The 24,069-nt window shown below is 70.0% G+C and carries 25 protein-coding genes; 7 read left to right on the top strand and 18 right to left on the bottom strand.

What is annotated here, in order from left to right:
* The first annotated feature begins 6 nt into the window (after nt 1-6).
* Nucleotides 7-1,137, top strand: coding sequence for a serine/threonine-protein kinase (locus tag KVT44_RS36370; RefSeq protein WP_217571689.1), 1,131 nt, complete (start codon nt 7-9; stop codon nt 1,135-1,137).
* 83 nt (nt 1,138-1,220) lie between these two features.
* Here the strand turns inward: KVT44_RS36370 and KVT44_RS36365 are convergent, their stop codons facing one another.
* Complete coding sequence (locus KVT44_RS36365; RefSeq protein WP_217571688.1) at nt 1,221-2,462, bottom strand: cytochrome P450; 1,242 nt, start codon at nt 2,460-2,462, stop codon at nt 1,221-1,223.
* A gap of 198 nt (nt 2,463-2,660) precedes the next feature.
* On the bottom strand, nt 2,661-3,395 hold the full coding sequence (locus KVT44_RS36360; protein ID WP_217571687.1) for an SDR family oxidoreductase: 735 nt from the start codon (nt 3,393-3,395) through the stop codon (nt 2,661-2,663).
* Between the two features lie 136 nt (nt 3,396-3,531).
* Between KVT44_RS36360 and KVT44_RS36355 the strand changes: the two genes are divergently transcribed.
* Complete coding sequence (locus tag KVT44_RS36355) at nt 3,532-4,122, top strand: TetR/AcrR family transcriptional regulator (RefSeq protein ID WP_217571686.1); 591 nt, start codon at nt 3,532-3,534, stop codon at nt 4,120-4,122.
* A 161-nt stretch (nt 4,123-4,283) separates the two neighbouring features.
* Here KVT44_RS36355 and KVT44_RS36350 read toward each other — a convergent pair whose 3' ends face one another.
* The 6 genes from KVT44_RS36350 to KVT44_RS36325 form a co-directional block, all read right to left on the bottom strand.
* Complete coding sequence (locus tag KVT44_RS36350; RefSeq protein WP_217571685.1) at nt 4,284-4,826, bottom strand: FABP family protein; 543 nt, start codon at nt 4,824-4,826, stop codon at nt 4,284-4,286.
* Between the two features lie 361 nt (nt 4,827-5,187).
* Nucleotides 5,188-5,763 (bottom strand): hypothetical protein, encoded by a 576-nt coding sequence (locus tag KVT44_RS60680; RefSeq protein WP_217571684.1) that lies wholly within the window; start codon nt 5,761-5,763, stop codon nt 5,188-5,190.
* 121 nt (nt 5,764-5,884) lie between these two features.
* Nucleotides 5,885-6,067 (bottom strand): hypothetical protein, encoded by a 183-nt coding sequence (locus tag KVT44_RS58655; RefSeq protein ID WP_254650396.1) that lies wholly within the window; start codon nt 6,065-6,067, stop codon nt 5,885-5,887.
* Nucleotides 6,064-6,432 (bottom strand): BlaI/MecI/CopY family transcriptional regulator, encoded by a 369-nt coding sequence (locus tag KVT44_RS36335; RefSeq protein WP_217571682.1) that lies wholly within the window; start codon nt 6,430-6,432, stop codon nt 6,064-6,066. Before KVT44_RS36335 ends, KVT44_RS58655 begins: the two co-directional genes overlap by 4 nt.
* Before the next feature lie 78 nt (nt 6,433-6,510).
* A complete protein-coding gene (locus KVT44_RS36330) occupies nt 6,511-7,245 on the bottom strand; it encodes a class I SAM-dependent methyltransferase (protein WP_217571680.1) in 735 nt (244 codons plus the stop codon).
* A gap of 122 nt (nt 7,246-7,367) precedes the next feature.
* On the bottom strand, nt 7,368-8,219 hold the full coding sequence (locus tag KVT44_RS36325; RefSeq protein ID WP_254650395.1) for an AraC family transcriptional regulator: 852 nt from the start codon (nt 8,217-8,219) through the stop codon (nt 7,368-7,370).
* Between the two features lie 99 nt (nt 8,220-8,318).
* Here KVT44_RS36325 and KVT44_RS36320 point away from each other — a divergent pair, with 99 nt between their 5' ends.
* Entirely contained in the window at nt 8,319-9,773 is a 1,455-nt protein-coding gene (locus KVT44_RS36320; protein ID WP_217571678.1) for an amidase, read from the top strand.
* 12 nt (nt 9,774-9,785) lie between these two features.
* Here KVT44_RS36320 and KVT44_RS36315 read toward each other — a convergent pair whose 3' ends face one another.
* The 5 genes from KVT44_RS36315 to KVT44_RS36295 all read right to left on the bottom strand — a co-directional run bounded on the left by KVT44_RS36315 (nt 9,786) and on the right by KVT44_RS36295 (nt 15,397).
* Nucleotides 9,786-10,799, bottom strand: a complete 1,014-nt coding sequence (locus KVT44_RS36315) for a helix-turn-helix domain-containing protein (RefSeq protein ID WP_099919702.1) — start codon at nt 10,797-10,799, stop codon at nt 9,786-9,788.
* Nucleotides 10,800-10,853: 54 nt separating this feature from the next.
* Nucleotides 10,854-11,498, bottom strand: coding sequence for a class I SAM-dependent methyltransferase (locus KVT44_RS36310; RefSeq protein WP_217571676.1), 645 nt, complete (start codon nt 11,496-11,498; stop codon nt 10,854-10,856).
* A gap of 180 nt (nt 11,499-11,678) precedes the next feature.
* Nucleotides 11,679-12,965 (bottom strand): MFS transporter, encoded by a 1,287-nt coding sequence (locus tag KVT44_RS36305; RefSeq protein WP_217571674.1) that lies wholly within the window; start codon nt 12,963-12,965, stop codon nt 11,679-11,681.
* Nucleotides 12,966-13,137: 172 nt separating this feature from the next.
* The gene (locus tag KVT44_RS36300; protein ID WP_217571673.1) at nt 13,138-14,529 is read right to left on the bottom strand and encodes an amidohydrolase family protein; all 1,392 of its coding nucleotides are present in this window, start codon (nt 14,527-14,529) and stop codon (nt 13,138-13,140) included.
* A 58-nt stretch (nt 14,530-14,587) separates the two neighbouring features.
* The gene (locus tag KVT44_RS36295; RefSeq protein ID WP_254650394.1) at nt 14,588-15,397 is read right to left on the bottom strand and encodes an Atu4866 domain-containing protein; all 810 of its coding nucleotides are present in this window, start codon (nt 15,395-15,397) and stop codon (nt 14,588-14,590) included.
* Nucleotides 15,398-15,748: 351 nt separating this feature from the next.
* Between KVT44_RS36295 and KVT44_RS36290 the strand changes: the two genes are divergently transcribed.
* Together KVT44_RS36290 and KVT44_RS36285 are read left to right on the top strand one after the other, a co-directional pair.
* Nucleotides 15,749-16,015, top strand: coding sequence for an Atu4866 domain-containing protein (locus tag KVT44_RS36290; RefSeq protein ID WP_054230195.1), 267 nt, complete (start codon nt 15,749-15,751; stop codon nt 16,013-16,015).
* 2 nt (nt 16,016-16,017) lie between these two features.
* On the top strand, nt 16,018-16,752 hold the full coding sequence (locus KVT44_RS36285; protein ID WP_217571834.1) for an SDR family oxidoreductase: 735 nt from the start codon (nt 16,018-16,020) through the stop codon (nt 16,750-16,752).
* Nucleotides 16,753-16,807: 55 nt separating this feature from the next.
* Here the strand turns inward: KVT44_RS36285 and KVT44_RS36280 are convergent, their stop codons facing one another.
* The 5 genes from KVT44_RS36280 to KVT44_RS36260 form a co-directional block, all read right to left on the bottom strand.
* Nucleotides 16,808-17,665 (bottom strand): helix-turn-helix transcriptional regulator, encoded by an 858-nt coding sequence (locus tag KVT44_RS36280; RefSeq protein WP_217571671.1) that lies wholly within the window; start codon nt 17,663-17,665, stop codon nt 16,808-16,810.
* A 120-nt stretch (nt 17,666-17,785) separates the two neighbouring features.
* Nucleotides 17,786-18,661 (bottom strand): helix-turn-helix transcriptional regulator, encoded by an 876-nt coding sequence (locus KVT44_RS36275; RefSeq protein ID WP_217571669.1) that lies wholly within the window; start codon nt 18,659-18,661, stop codon nt 17,786-17,788.
* A gap of 230 nt (nt 18,662-18,891) precedes the next feature.
* The gene (locus tag KVT44_RS36270; RefSeq protein WP_217571667.1) at nt 18,892-19,332 is read right to left on the bottom strand and encodes a DUF5994 family protein; all 441 of its coding nucleotides are present in this window, start codon (nt 19,330-19,332) and stop codon (nt 18,892-18,894) included.
* Nucleotides 19,333-19,365: 33 nt separating this feature from the next.
* Nucleotides 19,366-20,367 carry an acyl-CoA desaturase gene (locus KVT44_RS36265; protein ID WP_217571665.1) on the bottom strand — a complete coding sequence of 334 codons (1,002 nt, stop codon included), beginning with the start codon at nt 20,365-20,367 and terminating at the stop codon, nt 19,366-19,368.
* Between the two features lie 309 nt (nt 20,368-20,676).
* Nucleotides 20,677-21,303, bottom strand: a complete 627-nt coding sequence (locus KVT44_RS36260; protein ID WP_217571663.1) for a hypothetical protein — start codon at nt 21,301-21,303, stop codon at nt 20,677-20,679.
* Between the two features lie 990 nt (nt 21,304-22,293).
* Here KVT44_RS36260 and KVT44_RS36255 point away from each other — a divergent pair.
* Together KVT44_RS36255 and KVT44_RS36250 are read left to right on the top strand one after the other, a co-directional pair.
* Entirely contained in the window at nt 22,294-22,671 is a 378-nt protein-coding gene (locus KVT44_RS36255; protein WP_254650393.1) for an ANTAR domain-containing protein, read from the top strand.
* A 517-nt stretch (nt 22,672-23,188) separates the two neighbouring features.
* Nucleotides 23,189-24,007 (top strand): SigB/SigF/SigG family RNA polymerase sigma factor, encoded by an 819-nt coding sequence (locus KVT44_RS36250; RefSeq protein ID WP_217571661.1) that lies wholly within the window; start codon nt 23,189-23,191, stop codon nt 24,005-24,007.
* Nucleotides 24,008-24,069 lie beyond the last annotated feature (62 nt).

Here is a 24,069-nt window from a genome sequence, read left to right as displayed (position 1 = left end):
GCAATCATGGAATCAGGACGTGTCCTCGACCGGCGCTACAAGCTGGAGTCGCCCCTCGGCCGCGGCGCCCAGGGCTCCGTCTGGCTCGGACTCGACCTCCGCCTGAACCGGCCGGTCGCGGTGAAGGTGGCCACACTGCACCGTCATCGCGGACACGGCGAGCACTCCGAGGAACTGAACCGGCGCGTCGAGCGATTCCGCAAGGAGGCTCAGGCGATGGCGCGCATCCGTAACCGGCCCCATGTCGCCGTCATCTACGACCACGGCGAGGACGGCGACATCCTGTACTCCGTGATGGAGTACATCGAAGGCAGGCCGCTCTCCGCCCACACCGGGCAGGGTCGGCACCTCACCCTGGAACAGACCGTGCGCTGGACGAGGCACATCTGCGACGGCCTCGCCGACGCCCACGAGGCGGGCGTGGTGCACAGGGACGTGAAACCCGGCAACATCGTCATCGACACCACCGGATCCGCCAAGGTCGTCGACTTCGGCCTCGCCCGCTTCATCGACGCGTCCTCTTCCCACGGTCCAGGGTGGGGCACCGTTCACTACGCTTCCCCCGAACGGCTCCGTGAGGAGTCCGGCAGCGCTCTCAGCGACCTCTACTCACTCGGCTGCGTCGTGTACGAGATGCTCACCGGCTGGTCTCCCTTCGGCCACATCTCGGATCCCTATGCCGTCATGTGGCACCACGTGGAGAAAACGCCCGCCCCGCCGGGCGCGCTGCGTCCCGGTATCCCCAGGCCTCTCGACTCCCTCGTGCTGAGACTGCTGGAGAAGTCACCCGGGAACCGGCCACCCGACGCCCGAGCCGTGGCCCGGGCGGTCCAGCAGATCGAGTACGTCTCGGACGACTCCGCGGATCCACACGTCGACACGCGCCACATCGCCGAGATCCAGAACTTGGAACGGTTCATCCAGTTGCACGCCGACGGCCCCCGGGCCATGGACACGGACGTCCTCGACGCACGCGCCCGGCACGCCAGGCTCACCGGCGAGTCGGGCGACTCCCGAGGCGCCGCCGCACTCTGCCAGCGCCTGGGGCAGGACTGCGCGCGCCTGCTCGGCCCCGATCACCACCGTGTCTTCGAGGCCTACCGGGAGGCTTCACGCTGGAAGGAGGGCACCGGCTGAAGCTTCGTATCTCCCTTGATATGTCCCTTCCGACGTCCTGCTGGTGTCGAAGGGCTACGGGCCAGGGGCTAGGTGGGTACGGGCTACCAGGTGACCGGCAGCGCGGCGACGCCGTACGCCATCGCGTCTTCCTTGAAGTCGATCTCCTCCAGCGTGGTGGCCAGTCGCAGCGTGGGCACGCGCCGGTAGAGCGTGCCGTAGACGACCTGGAGTTCCACGCGGGCGAGTTGCTGGCCCAGGCACTGGTGGACGCCGAAGGCGAACGCGTTGTGCTGGCGGGCGTCGCGGAGCAGATCGAGGCGGTCGGGCTCCGGGAAGGCCTCCGGGTCCCAGTTGGCGGCGGGGAGGGAGACGATGATTCCGTCCCCGCCGCGGATGACCTCGCCGCCGATCTCGATGTCCTCCAGGGCGATCCGGCGCTGCCCGGTGTGGGCGATGGTCAGGTAGCGCAGCAGTTCCTCGACCGCTCCGGCCACGACCTTGGGATCGTCCGTCTCGCGCAGCAGGGCGAGCTGCTCCGGGTGCTCCAGCAGCGCGAGGGTGCCCAGCGCGATCATGTTCGCGCTGGTCTCGTGCCCGGCGATGAGCAGGATGACGGCCATGAGGGACGCCTCCCCCATGGTCAGTTCATCGGCCTTGACCAGGGCCGCCAGGTCGGACAGCGCGTCTTCGGCGGGGCTCTCCGTCTTGGCGTGGATCTGCCGGGCCAGGTACTCGCCGAGCGCGACGCTCGACTCGCGGTCCTGCTCGGCCGATGACGTCTGGCTGACCGCGACGGTGGCGTGGTACTGGAAGAACTCGTGGTCCTCATAAGGGACTCCGAGCAGTTCGCAGATCATCAGCGTCGGAATGGGCAGACCCAACGCCTGGACCAGGTCGGCCGGCTTCGGCCCGGCCAGCATCGCGTCGATGTGCTCGTCGGTGACCTTCTGGATGGCGGGGCGCAGGGCCGCCATCCGCTTGGCGGTGAAGGAGGAGGTCAGCATCCGGCGGAGCCGGGTGTGGACGGGGGCGTCCGTGTTGAAGAGCGTGTCGGGGTGGTGGTGCGCGTTCTCCGCCATGGCCTTCTTCGGGAACGGAAAGCCGAGCCGCTTGTCGTCGACGCTGACGCGGGGGTCGCCGAGGACTGCCCGCAGGTCCTCATGGCGGGTGATGAGCCAGGGGGTGCTGCCGTTCCAGATCCGCACCTTGCTGATCGGCTTCTCCTCGCGGATCTCCGCAAGGACCGGCGGCGGCGCGAACGGGCAGGCGGCCGCCCTGGGCGGTACGAACTCGGGGATCTCTGCGGCGGCGTCGCTCGCGGTTCCGGTCAGTGTCTCAGCCATGTCACTCCTCGGTGGGGGGCTCCCCCGGAACGGGGAGCGGGGTCTCAGAGGGGCTCTGGGGCCTATGAGATCGGAGCAGACTGACGGCTACGGGCCACTTCACTGACGGGAACCTGACGTGACTCGGATCACGTGCACGCGCCCCACAACCCGGCGCCGGCGGGCCACGACGCGGCACGGCGTGACGGCGAACGGACCTCAGTCCTGCGCGGTGGGACGCACCACGATGTCACCCACGTCGACACCGTCCGGCTGCTCGACGGCGAAGGCGACGGCGCGGGCCACCGCGGCCGGCGGGATCGCGATGCTGTCCATCTTTTCGACGATCTGGACCTTCACCTCGGAATCCATGCGGTCGGCGAAGTCCGTACGGACGAACCCCGGGGAGACGACGGTGACGCGCAGGCCCTCGCCGGCCTCCTGGCGCAGGCCCTCGGAGAGGGTACGGACGGCGTTCTTCGTGGCGGCGTACACCGACTGGAGCGGAGTGACGCGCAGTCCGGCGGTGGACACGATGTTGACGAAGTGCCCGAAGCCCTGCTCCCGGAAGACCGGCAGCGCTTCGGCGATCCCGTACAGCACACCTTTGAGGTTGACGTCGATCATCTCCTCCCAGTCCTCGACGCGGAGGTCGTCCAGGGGGGAGATCAGACCGACTCCGGCGTTGCTGACGAGGACGTCGAGCTTGCCGTACCGCTCGCGGGCCAGCCGTACGAGGCCGGCCAGATCCTCGCGCCGCGTCACGTCCGTACGGACCCAGGCGGCTTCACCGCCCGCCTTTTCGATACGGGCGGCCAGGGCCTCGAGACGCTCCGCACGACGCGCCCCGAGGACGACCCGGGCGCCGCGCTCGGCGAGCAGGAGCGCGGTCGCCTCACCGATGCCGCTGCCGGCACCCGTGATCGCCACTACCTTGCCTTCGATTCCCGACATGATCGACAGTCCTTTCGCAGGAGGAACGAGGGCATGTCACACCCATGCCCTACAGTGAAAGCGGAGGCGCCGCCACTTCACCCACCATAAGTGGAGACGCCTCCACTTAGCAACGGGAGAGCGAGGAGCGACGCCGATGGCCCGCGATACAGGACGTCCACTGAGGGCTGACGCACAGCGCAACCGGGACAAGATCCTGGCCGCCGCGGTACGCGTGTTCACCGAGGAAGGGCTGGACGCGCACTTCGAGCGCATCGCCAGGGAAGCGGGCGTGGGCACCGGCACCCTCTACCGCAACTTCCCGACCCGGGAGGCCCTGATCGAGGCCGCGTACCGCAACGAGGTGGCCCGGCTGTGCGAGGCCGTCCCCGGGCTCCTGGCGACGATGCCGCCCCGCGAGGCCCTACGCGCCTGGACGCGTCGCTTCATCGACTACGCCACCGCCAAACTCGGCATGGCCGAGGCCCTACGAGCCGTCGTCGCCTCGGGAACCAACCCCTACGCCGAGAGCCACGAGCTGATTCAGGCCGCCCTCACCTCCCTCATGAACGCCGGCACCGCCGCCGGCGCGATCCGCACCGACATCAGCCCGACCGACATGTTCGCCGCCCTCGCCGGCATCGCCCTCACCTCGGCCAGCCCCGACCAACGCGAACAGGCGGAACGCCTCCTCGACCTCACCCTGGACGGATTGCGGCCGCTGCCGCCGCGGGCGCCCGACAACTGACGCCGAGAATCCAGCCGCATTTCAGGCAAGCCCGGAGACGTTCAGGAACGCGCTGACGCAGGCATTTCTCGATGCCTTCCTGGAGACGCTCACTTGCCGAACTCGAGTGACCCGCCCCGCACCACGTCCCAGCGGTACTGCTCAACAACCTCGCCGCGCGCCTATTCCTTGCGCCGCAGCGTCGCCGAGAGGTGGTGCTGCAACGGCTGCCCCACCGCCGCGAGCTCGTGGACGAACGTGAGCGTGTCGTCGTCGGTCAGGGCGTAGGTCCGGCGGGTTGCGTTGACCTCCTTGGCCGTGGGCGTGAGGGCCACCTCGTGGGTGGAGAGGTCGACCGTGTTGTCGGCCGCTCGGCCGACGGCGATCTCGGCGATACCGGTGGGCTGGGTGATCAGTGCCTCCACCCGGCCGTCGGGCTGGAGCCGCCACCAGCCGCTCTCCCGAGCCGACGGGCGCAGCGGTGTGCCGTCGGCGTCGAGCAACCAGGCCCGGGCCTCGTACCGGAGGAAGGGGCGGCCGTCGTGGCTGAAGGTGACCTCCTGCGCGTACGCGAACTCCCCGGCGAGCGTGGGATACCCGCCATGGCCCCGCCCGTGCCAGGTACCCAGGAATCCGATCACCGGGGCGAGAAGCGCGTGCGGGGTGGGCGCTTCATCCGATCGGTGGACGTCGGGGTACGGATACTCCGGTGCGGGGTCGAACACGGTGTGCGCTCCTGGGATCGGGTCCGGTGCCGGGCCGAAGCCTAGGCCGTCGATGTCGCTCCCCGCGGCGACGGCGCGAAGGACTGTCCGGCGACCCGTCAATGCCGGCAGCCCCGGGGCACGCGATCTCGACCGCGGACGCGGTGGACAGCACGGTCGCCGCGAACACGGACGACGCCCAACCGGCCTTCACTGTACGTACGTTCACGCAGCGACTCAGCTCCAGGCGGCACGGCGCGCGGCGGACCACGTACGCCACGGCATCTCGACCTCCGCCGTTCCGATCGCGCCCGAACTCGCCTCCCGACGGAATGTCGCACCGCGCCCTCCCCGCAGCAAGACCACGGTCGTGTTTCTGGGCTCAGCCGGTGATGGTGGACTTCGTGCCGGACGGGGTGACGGCGTACCACGTCTTGTCCTTGGCCTGGCCGTTCGTCTGTCCGGCCTGTGTGTCACCCACGTATCGGTACAGCGGCCAGCCGCCGAGGGTGAGCTGTTTCATGCCGTTCCGGTGGACCGTGCCGAGAAGGCTCTTCTCGACCCCCATGGTCTGTACGGAGTCCTGCACAATGACGGGGATCCACGTCTTCGTGCACTCGCCGGAGCACGTCCACTTGGACGGATTCGCCTCGTCCTTGTCGTAGCGGTAGAGGGTCATCCCCTTGTCGTCGGTCACCACGCTGCCGATGCCGTTGACCGTCTTGGCCATCACCATGGTGGTTGGGGCCGCGTGGCCGCCGGCGGCCGGTGCGGAGGGCGTGGATTCCGAGGCGGTCGGGGCTGAGGTCGCGGATTCCGACGCGGCCGTGGCGACCGGGACGGCGCTGCCGGGGCTCGTACCGGTGGACGCCTTTTCCGTCGAGCTGCCGCACGCCGCCAGAAGGAACGCCGAGGCGAGCCCTGCGGCCGAGAGGAGGACGATGCGTCGCTGGATCACGGAGTTTCCCTTCGGCGGTCGTTCTACTTACTCCCTTAGTACGTTGGGTAACTGCCGCTCGCTCAGCGACCGGTGGCACATGGCGAAGCCTTGACCGACTGCGACGGAGAACTCAGGAAGCTCAGTTGGCGGTCGGCCGACGCCGGCCGGGCAGGCGATCAGAGGCCTGCTCGTGTTCCGGTACGGCGCCGAGCTGTTCCGGCGTGAGCTCACGGAAGGCCGCCTCGCTGATCACTATCCGGGCGCGGCGGCCAGGGAGGCCCACGGTCACCGTGTAGCCGACCAGGACGGGGGCGGCGTTCACTGCTTCATCTGTCGGCCCATGTTTCGCAGAGCCCTGCGCAGTGCGGCCACTTCTTCCTGCGACATGTTCTCCACGAAGTGGCGCAGCGCGGCCGAGCGGTCCTTGCTCTCCCCCAGGCCGTCCTCCATGAGTGCGGCGGCGTAGGCCTCACGGGTGCGGACCGGTGCGTACAGCCAGGCGCGACCCTGCTTGCCGCGCAGCAGCCAGCCCTTCGTGTACAGGATGTTGGTGACGGTCATCACCGTGGTGTACGCGATGGGGCGGGTCTTGTTGATGTCGTCGACGACCTCGCGCACGGTCGCCGGACGGTCCCACGTCCAGAGGCGATCCATGATCTCCGCCTCGAGATCCCCCAGCCGCCGCATGGCCCGGCTCCCTCACGCCACCGAATACGTAGAGCCATAGTAGACGGCTGGCGTGACGCATTTCCGTGGGCGACGTGCTCAGCGGCCCTTGACGGCATGCAGCATTGTGACGCCGAGCCATGGGCCGCCGTACCAGTACCCGGGGCCGAGTCCGCGCAGTGTGCCCTGGCCGATGTGCGCCGCGTACTTCCTGGCCATGGGCCAGAAGTCGGCGACGATCAACTGCCCGCCCGGGCGCAGCACCCGCATCGCCTCGTCCAGCGCGCGGTATCGCCCGTCGGGCGACGGGATGTTGTGGATCGCCAGCGCGCTCGTCACGACGTCGAAGGAGCCGTCCGCGAACGGCAACGCGGTCATGTCGGCCGTATGCACTTCCACCCGGTCGGCGACCCCTGCCGCAGCGGCGTTGGCGAGCGTGACTTCGGGCCGGTTGCCGCTCTGGTCCTTTCCGGACCACAGGTCCACGCCCACGGCGTGTCCCGTCGGCAGCCGCCTGGCCGCCTCGATCAGCATCGCGCCGCGACCGCACCCCAGGTCCAGCAGCCGCTCGTCACCCTTCAAGCCGGCCTGGTCCAGCTCCCGCCTCCAGATGCGCAGCTTGCCGTGCAGTGTGGTGTGCAGGTAGATGCCGGTGCTGGCAAGCAGTGCCGTCCCGGCGGCCACCATCGCGCTCCGTCCTGGCCGCCACCGGCCGGCGGCCAGGCAGCAGGCCGCGCCGACGGCGCCGAGTGTCGCGGGGAACGCTGGAGCGTCTACGCCGTACCGCGGCCGCTGAAGGCGCGGCAGTGGGGAGTCATCCCGGTTCTTGGACATAGGCGCAGTGTCACAAGCTCAAGTGCCGGGCGGCTTGTAGAAATGTTCCCCCGTGGCCGGCGCGCCACCGGCCACGCGCCTGCCGGGTGCAGACCGTCGGGTGTCGGGTACAGACCGTCGGGTCAGGGCTTGGACAGGTATTCGGGGGCGGCCCACGCTTCGTCGTCGACCGCGAGCCACGGCGCAACCGCGACGGCCGTGGGCGTCACACCGGCGAAGGCCATGACATCCCGATGGAGGTGGGACTGGTCGGCGTACCCGATCTCCGCCGCCACCCGTGCGGCGCTGTGACCCGCGGCCAGACGGTGGGCCGCTTGGTCGAAACGGACAAGCTGAGCGGCGCGCTTGGGGTTGAGACCGATCTGGGCTCGGAACCGGGACCACAGTCGCTTACGGCTCCAGCCGACCTCGCCTGCCAGCCGCTCGACCCGAACCCCTCCCAGGTTCGTCACCATCTGCCGCCACACGAAGGCGACCTCAGGATCGATCGCTCGGCCAGCCTCGTGTCGTCGAACGAACGCCGCCTCCGCGATCGCGAACCGGTCGTCCCATGACCTGGCAGCGCGCAGTTGCTCTTGGGTTCGCGCGGCATCGCGGCCCCAGAGGTCGTCGAGGGAGACCATCGTCCCGCCCAACTCCGAAGAGACGCCCAGCACGGCGTGCGCGATCACCGGCGACAGACGCACCTGCAGGCTTTCGATGTCACGGCCGCGTCCTCGAAGGCCGCTGGGCACGAGTCCGACGACGACACTGCCGTTCTGCTGCCGGCCGTTGATGTCGTCGACGGTGAGCGGCTCGTCGCCGAGGCTGACGAGCACCGTGACAGCCGGGTACGGAATCACGCTCAGGTCGACGAACTCCGTGGTACGAGCGCGGAATCCGGCCATGCTGACCCCTGGCAGCAGGCCGGGCCGGGACGGGGTGGCGATGTCCCACATCGCCGCAGCGTCATGAGCCGAGTCGGCGGATCGCATGTCGCCAAGCTACGCGACATTCGTCCAAGACGGGATGTCGCAGACGCGACGACACTGACGGCTTCTGCAAGCACCGCGGACCAGAAGGGACCGCTCGTGATGCGCTCGCCCATTGACCCGTTCGACCCGTTCGACCCGTTCACGTCGGCCGTCGAACTCGCCGCAGCCATACGCCGAAAGGAGGTGAGTCCGGTCGAGGTGGCCGATTGCTGTCTCGAGCGGATGGACCAGCTCGACCCCCGGCTGAACGCCTTCTGCCACCGGGCCGACGACGACGTCCGCAAAGCCGCGTCCGCTGCGGCTGATGCGGTGGCACGGACCCCGTCGGCCGATGACCTTCCGCCGTTCCACGGGGTCCCGCTGCCGATCAAGGACCTGCTCGACGTGGCCGGTTGGCCCACCACTCATGGGTCCGCCGCCGCCAGGCAGGCGCCGGCCGCGGCATCGGACCCGGTCGTGCAACGGTTCGTGGACGCGGGGTTCATCCTGCTCGGCAAGACCACCACCTCCGAGTTCGGTGCCCTGCCCTTCACCGAGAACGAAGCCCTGGGTATCTCGCGCAACCCGTGGGACCCGGATCGCACGCCGGGCGGATCGTCGAGCGGAGCGGGCGCTGCCGTCGCCGCCGGGATGGCGCCCATCGCCCACGCCGAAGACGGCGGTGGGTCGATCCGCATCCCCGCGTCGTGCAACGGTCTCGTCGGGCTCAAACCCACCCGCGGCCTGGTCACCAACGCGAGCGTCAGCGTGGAAGGTCTCGGCACGAGCGGCGTGCTCACCCGCACGGTGGCCGACACCGCGGCCGCCCTCGATGTGCTGGCGCGCCATGATCCGGCCGCGTGGTGGTCACCCCCGACCCCGCACAGGTCCTTCGCCACCGCGATGCGGACGGACATGCCGACCGGGCTGCGGATCGGTGTGCTCACGGACTCCCCGATCGACGGGATACACGTGCACCCGGCGTGTACTGAAGCCGTCACCGTCGCTCTTCGGACGCTCGAAGCGGCCGGTCACGACATCGTCGACACTCGCCTTCCGCTCCCCCCGACCGACGAGTTGGTGGCGGCGTTCACGACCATCTGGAACGTCGGCGGCAGCGGGATCGTGCTCGCGGACCCGGACCGTGTCGAGCCCCACAATCGTGCCCTGCGTGACGCGGCACGATCGACCGACTCGTGGTCCTACGCGGAAGGAGTGAGGAAGACCCAGCAGTTGTCGCGGCGCATCGTCGAGGGCTTCCTCGCCGGCTTCGACCTCCTGGTCACGCCCACGATGGCGTGTCTCCCGCCGCTCGTCGGTGCCTGGCGGGCAGGCGCCGACGACGATCCCCTGATGCCACTGCTGAACAGCTACCCGATGGGGGTGTTCACGTCGGTGTTCAACGTGACAGGCCAACCGGCGATCTCCGTCCCCATCCACCACGACGACGCCACCGGCTTGCCCGTCGGCGTCCAGATCGTCGCCGCACCGTGGCGCGAAGACCTCCTGCTCCAGGTGTCTCGCACCCTCGAGCTCGCACACCCTTGGGCCGTTCGCCGCCCGCCCGTCAGCTGAGCAGGGAAGCGGTCAGTCCATCGGGGACCGGCGGAGCGTCTGCTCGCGCTCGGACAGTGCCTGGAGCCGGTACTCCCTCGGGGAGAGCCCGTACGCGGTGCGAAAGGCGCGGGTGAACTCGGAGGGGCGGGGGAAGCCCCAGCGCGCGGCGACGGCGTGGATCGGCGTGGTGCGCAGCGAGGAGTCGGCCAGGTCGCGGCGGGCGTTCTCCAGCCGCCGGCCGCGGATCCAGGCCGCGACCGTTTCGCCCTGCGACTGCTGCTGAAAGATCCGGTACAGGTAGCTGCGGGAGATGTGGTGCGCGGCGGCGATCGCGGGCGGCGTCAGCTCCGGGTCGTGGAGATTCTGCCGGATGAACGCCTGGATGCGTTGTGCTGTGACCCGCTGGCGGGTCTCCTGCGGAAGGGCGGCCTCTGCGTCCAGTACCTGGGCGAACAAGGCCGACACCAGGTCGAGTACGACCGTACCCAGGCGTGGCGCGTCGGAGGGCTGAAGGGTTTCGGCCTGCCGGTCCAGGCCGACGAGGAACTCGGTCAGCAGAGCGCCGGTACCTTCCCGCCCCGACAGCCCCCGGCCCAGCAACTCCCGGACGCGGTGCGGCGGCAGGGGCAGCAACGCCTTGGGGAAGTCCACGCCGACCCCCTTGACGGCTCGGCGATCCCGGTCGTCCGCCGGCCGGAGGTCGTACGGCCGCGAGCCGTCGACCATGTGCAGGTCACGTGGGCCGAACGTGTCGGTCCGCCCGGCGTGCTCGAGAGCCAGGTCTCCATCGAGCAGCAGCGTCAGGTGGTACAACTCGGGGTCGGACCGACGCACCATTTTTCCGCTCCGCCGGTAGCGGGTCGGCAGGAACGACGACGGCCATACGGTCACCGGCCCCAGCTCCATCAGCCGGTACTCCGCCCAGTAGTCGGCGGTGTGGGCACTGATCAGGTCGCTCGAGCGCGTCCGTCCGACCAGTTCCCGCCAGTACTCGAATCTGTCCTCCGCAGGCACGTCCTCGCTGCGGAACACGGTCCCGATCATTCCGTCCCATCTCCCCTGGCCCCAGAGCCGTGGCCACCCGTGTCGACACCTGAGTTACTTGGCTGCGCGCATCAGCAGATGGCCATGGCGGAACTGGCGTTCCTCCTCGCGCGGCGCACGCAGCATCCGGCCGACCTCGACGAACCCGGCTTCACCGGCCAGCCCCGCGAGGTCGTCGATCGGCCATCGGTACGCCGTCACCACTTTGTGGTCGAACGCTGTGACCGGCTCACCCTCCGACTCGAAGAACGCGAGCGAGAGGTGGCCGTCAGGCGCGAGTATCCGCCGGAACTCGGCGAAGTACGAGGGCACCTCCTGCGGTGGGGTGTGGATGACCGAGTAGTAGGACACGATGCCGTTCAGCTTGCCGTCGGCCAGGTCCAGGGCGTCCATGGAGCCGACCTCGAACCGCAGGTCCGGATATGCCTCGCGGGCGAGATCGATCATCACCGGCGACAGGTCGACGCCGAAGACGTCCAGCCCCAGGTCCCGCAGGTGCGCGGTGATGCGTCCCGGGCCGCATCCCAGCTCCGCGACGGGCCCGGCGCCTGTGGTCCGTACGAGGTCGGCGAACGCGGCGAGCATCGCGCGATCCAGCGGAAGAGCGTCGAGATCATTACGGAAGAGTTCGGCGTAACGGACTGCTACGGCGTCGTAGGCATCCGCTGTCGCACCGAGATGCGAGGAGGGTTCACTCACAGAGGAGGGTTCAGTCACAAGCGAGGACACTAGCTCGTCGCGCGGGGCCATCTCCTCGAGGGCAGACAGGAGTTGGTAGAAGCCCTGTTCCATGCGAAGGGGGCACCGGGGGGGGCGGCGATGCCCAGGCGGCGGCCTTACTGTGCGGGATCGGGGGTGGGCCGGCGGTCCGGCTCCGGGTCATCGGGTGCGGTGGTGGCGGAGGGCCGGCAGGGCCAGAAGGACGCCCAGGACGAGTGCGGCGGCGACGACGCGCAGGATGCCGCCGAAGCCGAGGCCGGTCAGAGCTCCGGTGAGCTGCGGGCCCAGGCTGGCGCCGATGAACATGCTGCATCCGTAGAGGGCGACGGCCGCGCCGCGAGCGTGCGGGGCGGTGGCGTTGATGGTCTCGACGACGGCGGGTGCCGCTGCCGCGACGGCTGCCACGAACAGGAGCAGCGCGAGGGCCAGCGGCACGGTGTGACCACCGAGGAAGGAGCCGGCCGCGACGGTGAGGGCGGCCAGCGCGAACGCGAGGACCGCGCGCAGGGGTGCGGCCAGGCGCTGGAGCACGCGGGCGAGTACGGGGATGGCGACGAGGGCGGGCAGCGCGCTGGCCCGCAGGGCGAGGATCGCGGAGGAGTTCCCGGCGATGCCGGACGGCCCGGCGATGGCCACGGCCGTGTAGATGGCGACGAAGGAGGACATCAGGACCACGGTCGACAGGTAGAGGGCGACCATGCGCGGCCGGCCCAGCAGTCGGGGCATCGCCGCGAACGCCTGGCTCAGCCCGCCGCCGGTGCCGTGGCGGAGGGTGGGCCGCAGGACGCGGCGTACCGGGATCAGGCTCAGGGCCATGAGGGCGGCGCTGAGCCAGAAGACCGCGCGCCAGCCGAGCCCGGCCGCGACGGCCTGGGCGCCGATCTGCAGGAGCACGGCGGCGGCGAACATGCCACTGGTGATGCAGGTCAGGGCGGTGCCGCGGCGTCGTGGCGCGATGTGGTGGACGACGTAGGAAAGCGCGGAGGGCGCGAAGGTCGCGGCGGTGAGTCCCTGCAGGCTGCGCAGGACGATGGCCGTGGGGAGGTCGGGGGCGGCGCTGACCGCCAGGGTGGCTGCCGTTGCGGCCACGAGCCCGGTCGTGATCACGGCGCGCGAGCCGTAGCGGTCCGACAGCGGACCGGCGAGCAGAAATCCGGCGGCGTAGGCGAAGCCGAACGCCGTCGCCGTCCAGGTGACCTGCTCCGGTGCGGTGCCGAGCGCGGTGGCCATGGGGTGCAGCAGGGCCAGGACGGTGTACATCTGGCCGACCATCAGGACGCCGAGTGCGGTCAGCAGGGCGATGGTCGGGGCGGCGGGCGCCCAGGAGGACGGCTGGTCCGGGGTGTTGGGCGCGGTTGCTGCGGGCCCGGGGGACGTGGTGGAAGTGGGATGGGAGGACGTGGTGGGAGTGAGATGGGGGGACGTGATGGGAGTGGGATGGGACATGGGAACTCCAGAAGGGGGCGTCTGGTCGCCGCCCCGCGGGTTTGTGCGCGGCGCGATCGGCCGATGGCACCACCGGGGTCGGGTGGGTGCCCCCGGCCGTGGGAGGGACGGCCGGGGGACGATGGCGGGGAGGGGGCTGGTGGCGGGGGATTCCCAGGTTGTTGGGGGTTGCTCAGGCGGCCGGGGTGTTCAGCACGTACTCGCGCGAGGCGTGCACCTCGCTGCGCAGGGCGGCCAGGTTGACGTCGAGGACCTGTCCGTCCCACTTGCGGGGCTCGCCGTTGATGAGGACGGCGGTGATGTTGCGGGCGTCGGAGCCCAGCACGAGGGTGCCGATGGGGTCGTTGAGAGGCATGTTGTTGAGGTCCTCGGCCTGGACGACCAGCAGGTCGGCCTTCTTGCCCGGGGTGAGTGAACCGGTGATGCCGGCCAGGCCGTTGGTACGGGCGCCCTGGAGGGTGGCGAAGTCGAGGACGTCGTGGGTGGTGATGCGGGAGGGCTGCTGGTCAGTGCCATAGACGGCGTTGACCGCGCGCATCCGCTGGATGGCGTGCAGGGCCCGCATCTGCGTGAACATGTCGCTGGCGAGGGCGACTTCGACGTCGATGCTCAGGCCGGGGCGGATGCCGACGGACAGGGCCTCGTCGATGGCGGGGATCGCCGTCTCGAGGCCGATCTGCGCGTCGGACGTGGGGGCGAGCGCCACGGTGGTGCCGGTCTCCCCCATCGCCTTCCACGCCTTGGAGGTCAGTCCGGTGGAGTGGATGAGGGTGACGTCGGGGCCGAGAACGCCGTCCTTGGCCCAGCGCAGGACCGCTTCGGAGGAGGACGTGCCGAAGACGGCGTCCACGCTCACTCCGATACCCAAGTCCTTTGCCACACGCGCGAGTTCGGGACCGTAGGCGAGCGTCGGTCCGGCGATCTCGTCGGTGGCCAGGGTCGCCAGGCGCAGCGTGAGCAACTGGTCGTCGCTGCTGAAGTACTGGTCCTTGATACGGGTCAGGTCGCCGGGCCACTGCCGGTCCCACTCACCGAAGTGCGGGCCCATGGAGGCGTGCACGCCTCGGATGCCGGTGTCGCGGAGGGCCCCGATCGCGGCGTCGGAGTGCTCGCGGGTGCGGGAGTTGTGGGAGAAGTCGAGCATGGTCGTGATGCCGCTGTCGATCGCGGTCAGGGCGGCCAGCCGGGTGCCGATGTACATGTCCTCGGGCCGGTAGACCGTGGCGTAGCCGGCCAGGGTGGCCATGACGTAGCCGCCCAGGTCGTCGACGTCCGGCATGATCCGGCGCAGCTGGGCCTCCCAGGCGTGCCGGTGGGTGTCGACGAAGCCGGGGGTGAGGATCGTGCCGGTGGCGTCGACGACCACCGCACCGTCAGCGGTCAGGTTCGCCCCGATCGCGGCGATGGCGTCACCCTCGACGAGGAGGTCGCCGCGGTCGATGACGCCGAGGTCGGGGTCCATGGTGACGATGGTCGCGCCGGTGAACAGGATGCGCCGCCGGTCGGCGGGCCGACGCCGGAGTTCTTCGAGCACGGCGGCGCTGGTGGTGTCGCTGAGGTTCATGAGGGGCCTTCTTTCGGTACGACGGAGAGGGCGGGGATGAGCGTGGGGGCGGGGAAGGTCAGCCGAGCTTCATGACGTAGCCCGCGTGGTGGAGTTCGTCGCCCTGGAACTCCCCGTAGGCCCAGAAGCCGAGGTCGTCCAGGTAGTCGATGCGGTCGCCGTCGATCCAGTAGCGGCCCTGGTAGGCGTGCGGGCGGCCGCCCCGGGTCTCGTCGTAGCGGCCGTCGGCGGTCAGCTCCTGGTGCAGGAAGTCGTTCTTGTCGATCCAGACGCCGACGCGCGGGCTGCCGGTCAGGTCGGCGGAGGCCGGGATGCCCGCCTCGGGGGCGGTGGCCCGGCCGGGGGCGTCGGTGCCGGCCCACAGGACGGGCCGACCGGCCGCGACGAGTGCGCGGACCTGCTCCGGCCGGGTCATGAGTGTGGCCACCGCGCTCGGCACGTCGGCGGCGAGTTCGTCGGGCAACACCAGGAAGTCGGGGGTGTTGCCCGGGGTCAGCGTCGCGACGTACTCCGAGCGGTGGCCGCGGCCGCCGGCCAGCGCGACGGTGTCCACGACCGCGGGGGCGATGGTCATGCCGGCGCAGTCGACGACGATGGCGTTGTCGTCCTGTGCCGCGGTGACGATGGCGGGGCCGACCCCCACGACCAGGGAGCCGACGAACAGCAGGTCGGCGCCGGTCATGGTCCCGATCAGCGGGTCCATCGTCAGGATGCGGGCGTTGGTGAACAGGACGGGACGCCCCTCGTCGTTCGAGAGGATCTCGTCGAGGGCCTCGGGGTTCCAGCTCACGGTGCCGGTGCCTGTGCCTGTGCCTGTGCCTGCGCCACTGTCGGTGTCGGTGTCGGTGTCGGTGTCTGTGATGCTCATTGCGTGCTCCTCGGTGGAGTCGGCTCATCGGTCTGCCCGATGCGCGAAGCGAGCGCTGGTGCAGGTCCGAGGCGGATGTCCGGCAGCTACCTACCGCGGCTGCCTGACCACCAGGTTCGTCGCGCGGCGGAGTCGGAACCAGGCCGCCGTGTCCCCAGGTGTCGGGCACCCACCATCCGTCCCGCCGTGTGCGACGGAGGGGGCATGCGGCGGTCTCGGACGGCACACGCCGCTGCCGCCCCGCACGAAGGACTCAGCCGCTCGCGATACTGGGTGTGCGGCACCCAGGAAGCCCTCACCTGGGGAGACGGCGGCCTGGTTGTCACCGGCCGCCGGGCGGACCGTAGAGCCATGACCAGCAACGACACGCCCCGCGACCCACACCCGTACGTCGGGATGTGGGTGACCGCGGACGGCTTCATCCGCCAGGAACTGCTGCCGAACGGCCGCTACGACGAGGCCCGCGGCAACCGCCGGAGCGCCTACACCGGCAGCTACACCGTCACCGGCAACCACCTCGACTACGTCGACGACACCGGCTTCACCGCGACCGGCGACGTCCGCGACGGCGTTCTCTTCCACGAGCACCTGGTGCTCTACCGCGAGTCTCGGCCATGACCATGTCCACCAGCCGGAAAGTCGTACTGGTCACCGGCGCCAGCAGCGGCATCGGCGCGGCGACCGCCAAGCTGCTCGCCGAACGAGGCCACCATGTCGTGCTCGGCGCCCGCCGCACCGAACGGCTCAAGGAAATCACCGAGGACATTCACGCGGCCGGCGGCAGCGCCGAGTACCACGCCCTGGATGTGACCGATGCCGAACAGGTACGGGCCTTCGTCTACGCCGCCTACAGCCGGCACGGCCGCGTCGACGTCATGGTCAACAACGCGGGTGTGATGCCCCTGTCCAAACTGGAGGCCCTCCGGCTCGACGAGTGGAACCGCATGATCGACGTGAACATCCGCGGCGTCCTGCACGGCATCGCGGCCGCTCTGCCGGTCATGCGGACCCAGCACCATGGGCACTTCGTCAACGTCGCCTCGATCGGCGCCCACCAGGTCTCCCCGACCGCAGCCGTCTACAACGCCACCAAGCACGCCGTATGGGCCATCTCGGAAGGCCTGCGGCAAGAGGTCGGCGGCGACATCCGCGTCACCACCGTCTCCCCGGGCGTGACCGAGTCGGAACTCGCCGAGTCCATCTCCGACCCCGAGGGCCGCGAGAGGATGCGTACCTACCGCAGCGTCGCCATCCCGGCCTCGTCCGTCGCGGCGGCGATCGCGTTCGCCATGGACCAGCCTGCCGGTGTCGACGTCGGCGAGATCATCGTCCGTCCCACGGCCGGCCGGACCTGAGCCGTTCGGTTGTCCCGTCCCCTCCGAGCGGTGGGAACGGGACGGTGTCATGGGCTCACGCAGGCATCGAGGCCGCGTCGTGCCCGGGCGCCGGACGGGCGGCCCGGGAACGGAGTTCCGCGAAGGCAGCCGCGGTGGCAGAGGCGGGCTCGGCCTGGTAGACGACCAGTTGCTGATGCGGAGCACCGTTGACCGTGAATGCCGAGAACTGGATCTCCAGAGCACCGACCTCGGGATGCGTGAGGTTCTTCGCCTGCTGGGTCTTGCCCTTCACCTCGTGCCGTGCCCACAGCTCGGCGAATTCCGGGCTCTTCGAGCCGAGCGTGTCGACGACCTCGGCGATCCGCGGGGAGTCGGGGTCGTATCCGTAGGCCGCGCGGATTTCTGCGACGCAGGAGTTCGCGGCCCTCTCCCAGTCCTGGTAGAAACTGCGCCCGGCCGGGTCGAGGAAGACCATGCGGGCCAGGTTGTCGAACCGCTGGAATCCGCTGTGCAGGGCCGCGGCGAGCACGTTGTGCGCCAGGACGTCCAGGGCAGGCCCCAGAACGAAGGCGGGGGTGTCGGGCCAGTTGTCGAGCAGTTGGAGGAGCTGCGGGCTGATCCTGTCGTGACCGACGGAAGTGCTACGGCGCTCCTGAGGTGCCCTGGTGAGTCTGCGCAGGTGGTCGAGTGCCTCGTCGTCGAGGTGGAGGGCGGCGGCGACCGCGTCGATGACCTGCGGCGACGGGCTGGTCTCGCGCCCCTGTTCCAGGCGCATGTAGTAGTCGGAGCTCACACCCGCGAGCATGGCGACCTCCTCGCGGCGCAACCCTGGTACCCGCCTGCGGCCGTGCTCCGGCAGCCCCACGTCCTGCGGCTTGAGTGCTTCACGCCGTGCTCTGAGGAACTCTCCCAGAGGAGTGCCGTCGCTCATGAACCCCACCTCGTCATGATCCGGGTCATGGCGTCATTCTCCTTCGCGTCCGCCCGGGTGGGGAGTCGTGATCCTGGCCCTGGCACACCCAGGAAACACCGGGCCGGGTCGTACGCGGTCTCAGTCGGTGCCCATCGTGGTGTCCTGCGCGGGCACGGGGCCGGCGCTCAGCGAGCCGAGCAGGGCGAGGGCGTCGGCGGACGTGCTACCCGGTTCGGCCTGGTAGACGATGAGCTGTTGGGTAGGGGCGCTGTTGACGGTGAACGCCTCGTAGTGCAGTTCCAGGTCGCCGACCTGAGCGTGGTGGAAGAGCTTGGCCTCGCGGGTCTTGCCGCGTACGTCGTGGCGGGCCCACAGAACGCGGAAGTCGGCGCTCTTCATGGACAGTTCACCGACGAGCTCCCGCAACCGCGGGTCCTCGGGGTCGATGCCGGCCGCCCGGCGCAGGGTGGCCACACTCGATTCGGCGGCCCGGTCCCAGTCACGGTAGAAGTGGTGCGCGGCGGGGTCCAGGAACGTCATGCGCAGCAGGTTGTCGGGGTGGGTGAAGCCGGCGTACAGGGCGCCCGCGAGCCGGTTGCGGGCGAGGACGTCCAGGGCGTGGCCCAGGACGAAGGCGGGCGTGTCGCTCCAGGTGTCGAGGAGTCGCCGCAGGTGCGGGGCGACGCGTTCGACGCGGGGCGCACGGCGCGTACGGCGGGCGGTCGGGGTGGCCACGCGGTACAGGTGGGCCACCGCTTCGTCGTCCAGTCGCAGGGCTCGCGCGACGGCTTCGAGTACCTGCTGGGACGGGTGCCGTTCGCGGCCCTGTTCCAGGCGCATGTAGTAGTCGGTGCTCACGCCCGCGAGCGTGGCGACCTCTTCGCGGCGCAGACCGGGCACCCTGCGGCGGCCGGACGTGGGGAGCCCCGTGGCTTCGGGGCGCAGTTGGGCACGCCGTGCGCGGAGGAATCCTCCCAGCGCGTTCTCGGCGACGGGGTCCTTGTCTGTGCCCATATGTCGCGGGTCCGTATGTCGCGGGTCCATATGTCGAGGCTAGGGCTCCGCGGCGCCTTGTCGCGGGGGTGAAGGGGGGCGCGCTTCACCTGGGAGCCGCGCACCCTGGACAACCGCGACCTGGTTGTTTCACCGGCGTCTCACCACGGTGGACACATGTTCCGCATGGCCGCCCTCACGCCGACCGGCGGGCTGCTCATCGCCGCCCGGGGCTGGTCCGACAGACGCCGTCAACGGACAGCGGTTCCCAACCCCACGCTGTCCTTCACGACGGTGTCCACACTGCCCATGAGCCGCATGGCCTCCGCCTCCGTGGCCGTGGGCGGGATCACCAGCAGGTCCCACCGGCCGCGGCCGGGCGCCAGCAGGCAGACGGTGGACGGGGTGCGCTGCTGGGTGTGCGTGCGACTCAGGCGTACCACCTGGTCCGCGACGAGCAGCCGCGCCGGGAACGGGGACCATACGGCCCCGTCCACCAGAACGCTGCTGACCTGCCCCCAGGACTGCGGCAGTCCAGCCAGCAGCCAGGGAAGTTCGGACGTCAGGTCGGGCGAACGGGGCCACCAAGCGCCGTCGATGCGCCGGGGCATGTGGCCCTGTGCCGGCTGGGCCACCAGGCGCAGGCGCACGGCCGACGATGAGGAGAGCGGGGGCGGGGGCGCGAGTGTCATGAGAACTCCTGAAGGGGACGCGGTCGATCGGGTTCACGCGCGGCGGGCGGCGATACGGTCCGGGGTCGGCCAGCGCACGTCCCTGACCCAGCCGAGGCGTTCGAAGAGGCGGATGACGGCGGCGGACGGGTCGAGCTGGCCGCGGTCGACGCCGTGCCGGGCGCTGGTGGGGTCGGCGTGGTGGAGGTTGTGCCAGCTCTCGCCGAAGGAGAGCAGAGCCAGGGGCCACAGGTTGGTGGCGCGGTCGTGGCGACGGGTGCGGAACGGACGCTCGCCGATCACATGGCAGAGGGAGTTCACGCTCCAGGTGACATGGTGGAGCAGGGCGATGCGGACAAGTCCCGCCCACAGCAGGGCGGTCAGGGCAGACGTCCAGGTGCCGCCGATCAGCCGGCCCGCGACGAAGGGCAGGGCGACAGTGAGCACGCACAGGGCCGGGAAGGCCCGGGACACGGCCCGGATGTCGCGGTCGGCGACCAGATCGGGAGCGTAACGCGCCGTGGACGTGGGGGCGTTGCGGAACAGCCAGCCGACATGGGCGTCCACCAGACCCCGCAACTGGCCGTGCACAGACGTGCCGTAGCGGTACGGAGAGTGCGGATCACCCGGCCGGTCGGTGAAGGCGTGGTGGCGACGGTGGATGGCGACCCAGCCGATCACGTCGCCCTGGAAGCTCATCGACCCGGCCACCGCGAGCGCGATGCGCAGCGGCCGTACGGCTCGGTAGCTGTTGTGGGTCAGGCCCCGGTGGAAGCCGACCGTGACGCCGAGGCCCGTGACCGTGTAGAGCACCACGGCGAGCAGGACATCGACGGGTCGGATCAGGCGCCCCCACAGCAACCAGCCGGCCAGGCCGAGAGCCAGGAACGGCAGAAAGACGATCAATGCCGTGATCGCCAGGGACAGCCGCTCGCTACCGGTGCGCTCGGGGGCCGTTCCGTCTCGCGGGAAGGGTGCCGTCCCGTCGTACTCCGGGGGCGGCAGGGTGCTTTCCGGCGCGGCGGCGGACGGGGAACGGAGGGACTGGAAAGTCATGGGCGGTCCTTGACCTCGGTGACGACAGTGCGGCCGGGGTCTTGGGCTGCGCCTCTTCGACGATGGATGCGAACGGCATGGCGGAAAGCGGATGCGTGTCGCACGGGCAGTGGATACATGAGGCTACGTGGGGCTTCAAGTTGCTTCGACTGGTTTCGAGTGGCTTCGAGTGGCTTCGACGAGTCACTCATAAGAGTTCACGCCCCAGTCATACGCGAGCAGCGCCTACCAGTTCCGCGCCTGGCGGGTGATCGGGGCGGTCGGCGCTGATTCCGGGCTCCCGCGGTGCGTGTTCGGCCTTGTGCGACATCAGGTGCTGCCTCCCTTCGCATGACGGCGGGTCGTCAGTGGCCACGGCGCGTGGCCCTGGCCGTCGGGGGACGGCGGGCGGCGCCGGGCCGCGTCGACCTGCCGTTCGGCGACAAGTGCCTCGAAGAGGCTTCGGGCTTCGACCATGGCCTCCCGCATTTCCTCGGTGCCGCTCTGGTCGCGGGCTGCCGCGTGCATGCCGCGGTAGCCCTGAACGAAGTCGGCGTGGTGGACGGAGAGGGCAGCCAGTTGCTCCTCGAACCGCTCGCCGTCCGGGAAACCACGATCCCTTGCCAAGCGCGCCAACAGCGCGTCCGCCTCGGTGACGGCCTTCTGCGGTGAGTCGACGAACCGCTCCTGGACTGCGTCCCACCTGGCCACGTACTGCTCGCGGACCTCGGGCGACAGCGGCTGTTCCTGGAGGGAGCCGTGGCGCCGCACGCGCTCGCCGAGTTCCCGCTCCGCAGCCCGGACATCACCGTTTTGAAGGGCGACGGCACGCTCGTACTCGGGCCCGAACCGCCGCTTCAGCCCGCGCCCGCCGCTGCCCCGGGCTCGCCCACGTCCGGTGTAGCGGAGAGTGACCAGGACAATGACGAGCACGGCGATGACTACGACGGTGATCATGACTGTCTTCCTTGGCTCTCGGTTCGCAGGTCGGTGTGCTTCATTGCCGTCAATTCCCGTCGGTTCATTGAGCGTCGGTGCCTGCCGGGTGGCACCCACGAGACCCGCGGGGTGAGATCGGGCCCCGAACATGGATTACGTGCGGTGGTACCGGTGGCCGCCACGGCTGCGCCCACGCCGACGAAGCCGACGATCACGAAGACCGGCGGAAGGAAAGGGATCCAGAGCGGCATGGCCGGGCCTCCACACGGTCACAGGGACAGATCCTGCGTTCCGCGGGGGCCGGGCGAAGCGGAAGGTGGAAGGCCTTGCCCGGAGATATCCGGAGCGATGCAGCCCCACACCTGCTGTCAGTCAACGCCTGGCACCTTCCTTTGTCAACGTCATGTCGACACGGGTGAGTTCCGAGTGCTGGGCAGAGGCCGCTGGGGTGGACAGAGCCTCGGCGGGGGCTACATGCGTACCGCCTGCGGTGGGATGCGTGCGACGCGGCGGGCAGTAGATCGTTGCCCGTACGGGGCGCATCGAGGCTGCGCCGGGATCGCGTAGCGACGGCGAGTGCGGGAGCGGCCCGTTGGTGGCGGGGCAGGTTCCGGCACTGATGCGCGAGGTGCGCCCTCGAAGGGGTGCGAGAGGTGATCGACGCTGCCGGGGTCATGGGCCGCACCAGGCACGCTAGCCCTCGCCGCACTCCCTGAACAGGTGCCAAGTGGCCATCCTGTTCCGGTGGAAGGCGCTGACGTGGGGTGCTGTCCGCAACCTCTGGGCAGGGATACGCTGTTCGAACAGGCCCCGGCCCCCGGCAGTGATGCGTTGTTCCGCCCCGGGAAGGCCCGCCGTGTTCATCTCGCTTCTCATTCTCCTCATGGCCCTGTTGGGCTTCGGCTTCCTCCGCCCCATCTCCCGACATCCAGGGGTTCCGGGACAGGTTCAGCCCAGCCGGAGGCGCGACTCACCACCAGCAGATGAGCTGGCGAGAAGGAGAAGGCCATGATGCACGCAGTCGATGTTGTCCAGGTGACCACGCCCCATGAAGATCAGTTGTTGTTGACGGTTGTGGCCTCGGCGGGGGATACGGCTTTGGCAGCCGAAGTCCTTGAACTTCGGGCCATAACCGCACAGTTGAGGCGGGCGCTGGCGAGCCGTGCGGTGATCGACCAGGCGCGTGGCATGGTGATGGCCCTGACGCCGTGCTCCAGCGCGAGGGCCTGGGATCTGCTGGTGGACGTGTCGCAGCACTGCAACGTCAAACTCAGGGACGTGGCCGCGGCCCTGGTCGCCACGGCGAAGGGCGAGGCGCTCCCGGAGCAGCTGCAGCGGGAGCTGCGTCGTGCGCTGCGGCGTGCTCATGCCGCAGACCGGCGGTGACACCGGGCACGCCCGGTGGACGGCACCGGGAGCTGCGAGCTCAACCCTCCGGTGCCTTCGTCCAGGCCGGCCGTCGGACGCCCCTCCTGTGTAACCCGTCTCGTGGCTCTCAAACACCGGCCCGTCTCTCCCGTGCTCCCGCAGCTGTCGACCAGGGAGGACTTTTACGGAGCGCGGCGGCTCCCGGTCGGGACGACTCCGGCGTGGCGGCGGTCGTGAAAGCGGCGACGGCGGCCACGTGCCCGGACGGCGACGCCCGGGCGGCCAGGTTCCGTACGGGCGATCCGTCGGGTTCTCTCGGCCGAGTCCATGCCGCGCCCTGCATGTTCTCTGCCCGCGCCCCGTAGGTAGCCCTGCGTGGCGGAAACCCTGTTTGAAAGTGAGCTGTCCGGGGAGCCGTCCGGTGTGCTTCAGACCGGAGGCACGCCCGTGGGAGCAGCTTCGGCTGCTCCCCAGTGCGCTGCGGTCGACCGGCTCCCACAGTGAGTGATGCCACTGATCAGGGAGGCACGTACCCATGACGTACCCACGCACGCAGAGCCCGGGAAGCACACGTCCCTACGACGACGCACCGGACACCGACGCCGCGTTCCGCCGTATCGCCGCCCTGCCGGACGGCCCCGAGAGGTCCGCGCTGCGGCAGGAGGTGGTGTGCGCCTGGATGCCGATGGCCGTACGGCTGGCCCGGCGCTTCCGCCATCGCGGTGAGACCTTCGAAGACCTCAAGCAGGTCGCCCAACTGGGCCTGGTCAAGGCGGTGTCCCGCTTCGACCCGAGTCTCGGCACCGCCTTCCAGGGCTTTGCCATACCGACGATCCTCGGCGAGGTGAAGCGGCACTTCCGTGACGAACTCTGGGTCGTGCATGTGCCGCGGCGCGTACAGGAGCTGCGCGGCCAGGTCCGCTCCGCCGGCCATGAGCTGTGCTCTTCGCCGGGCGGAGGTACACCCGCAGTCCACGAGATCGCCGCGCACACCGGGCTGACCGAGGCAGAGGTACGGCTGGGCCAGGAGGCGCCGGAGCCCTTCACCGCCCGGTCCTTGGACGCCGTACCCAGCCGCTCCGAGGGCCACCCTCTGGCCGACACCCTCGGTGGCATGGAACCCGGCTTCGACCGGGTCGTGGACCGTGAGGCGCTCCGACCCCTGCTGCGGGCGCTGCCCGAACGCGAGCGGCAGATCCTGTACATGAGGTTCTTCTGCGAGATGACACAGGCCCGCATCGGCCTACAGCTCGGTGTCTCTCAGATGCACGTCTCCCGTCTGATCACCCGCACCTGTGCACGTCTGCGCGACCAGGTGACGGCCGACGCCCACGATCCCAGGAGGGCATCGTGACGACGTCCCGGCCGCACGGGCGACAATCGGGCTGACGGGGCCCACGAGGCCACTGTTGCCGT

It is taken from the genome of Streptomyces sp. GbtcB7 (assembly GCF_019091445.1).
Lineage (GTDB): Bacteria > Actinomycetota > Actinomycetes > Streptomycetales > Streptomycetaceae > Streptomyces > Streptomyces mirabilis.
The sequence above is the reverse complement of the archived record's forward strand: the minus strand, read 5'-3'. Positions and strand labels throughout refer to the sequence as shown.

Coding starts and splice junctions, on each gene's coding strand:
- KVT44_RS36320 (WP_217571678.1), top strand. CDS start 8,319: ATGCGCTCGCCCATTGACCCGTTCGACCCGTTCGACCCGTTCACGTCG.
- KVT44_RS36250 (WP_217571661.1), top strand. CDS start 23,189: ATGACGTACCCACGCACGCAGAGCCCGGGAAGCACACGTCCCTACGAC.
- KVT44_RS36365 (WP_217571688.1), bottom strand. CDS start 2,462: ATGGCTGAGACACTGACCGGAACCGCGAGCGACGCCGCCGCAGAGATC.
- KVT44_RS36330 (WP_217571680.1), bottom strand. CDS start 7,245: ATGTCCAAGAACCGGGATGACTCCCCACTGCCGCGCCTTCAGCGGCCG.
- KVT44_RS36255 (WP_254650393.1), top strand. CDS start 22,294: ATGATGCACGCAGTCGATGTTGTCCAGGTGACCACGCCCCATGAAGAT.
- KVT44_RS36325 (WP_254650395.1), bottom strand. CDS start 8,219: ATGCGATCCGCCGACTCGGCTCATGACGCTGCGGCGATGTGGGACATC.
- KVT44_RS36285 (WP_217571834.1), top strand. CDS start 16,018: ATGTCCACCAGCCGGAAAGTCGTACTGGTCACCGGCGCCAGCAGCGGC.
- KVT44_RS36260 (WP_217571663.1), bottom strand. CDS start 21,303: ATGATCACCGTCGTAGTCATCGCCGTGCTCGTCATTGTCCTGGTCACT.
- KVT44_RS36355 (WP_217571686.1), top strand. CDS start 3,532: ATGGCCCGCGATACAGGACGTCCACTGAGGGCTGACGCACAGCGCAAC.
- KVT44_RS36280 (WP_217571671.1), bottom strand. CDS start 17,665: ATGAGCGACGGCACTCCTCTGGGAGAGTTCCTCAGAGCACGGCGTGAA.
- KVT44_RS36360 (WP_217571687.1), bottom strand. CDS start 3,395: ATGTCGGGAATCGAAGGCAAGGTAGTGGCGATCACGGGTGCCGGCAGC.
- KVT44_RS36300 (WP_217571673.1), bottom strand. CDS start 14,529: ATGAACCTCAGCGACACCACCAGCGCCGCCGTGCTCGAAGAACTCCGG.
- KVT44_RS36265 (WP_217571665.1), bottom strand. CDS start 20,367: ATGACTTTCCAGTCCCTCCGTTCCCCGTCCGCCGCCGCGCCGGAAAGC.
- KVT44_RS36315 (WP_099919702.1), bottom strand. CDS start 10,799: ATGATCGGGACCGTGTTCCGCAGCGAGGACGTGCCTGCGGAGGACAGA.
- KVT44_RS36270 (WP_217571667.1), bottom strand. CDS start 19,332: ATGACACTCGCGCCCCCGCCCCCGCTCTCCTCATCGTCGGCCGTGCGC.
- KVT44_RS36305 (WP_217571674.1), bottom strand. CDS start 12,965: ATGTCCCATCCCACTCCCATCACGTCCCCCCATCTCACTCCCACCACG.
- KVT44_RS36370 (WP_217571689.1), top strand. CDS start 7: ATGGAATCAGGACGTGTCCTCGACCGGCGCTACAAGCTGGAGTCGCCC.
- KVT44_RS36275 (WP_217571669.1), bottom strand. CDS start 18,661: ATGGGCACAGACAAGGACCCCGTCGCCGAGAACGCGCTGGGAGGATTC.
- KVT44_RS36295 (WP_254650394.1), bottom strand. CDS start 15,397: ATGAGCATCACAGACACCGACACCGACACCGACACCGACAGTGGCGCA.
- KVT44_RS36335 (WP_217571682.1), bottom strand. CDS start 6,432: ATGCGGCGGCTGGGGGATCTCGAGGCGGAGATCATGGATCGCCTCTGG.
- KVT44_RS36290 (WP_054230195.1), top strand. CDS start 15,749: ATGACCAGCAACGACACGCCCCGCGACCCACACCCGTACGTCGGGATG.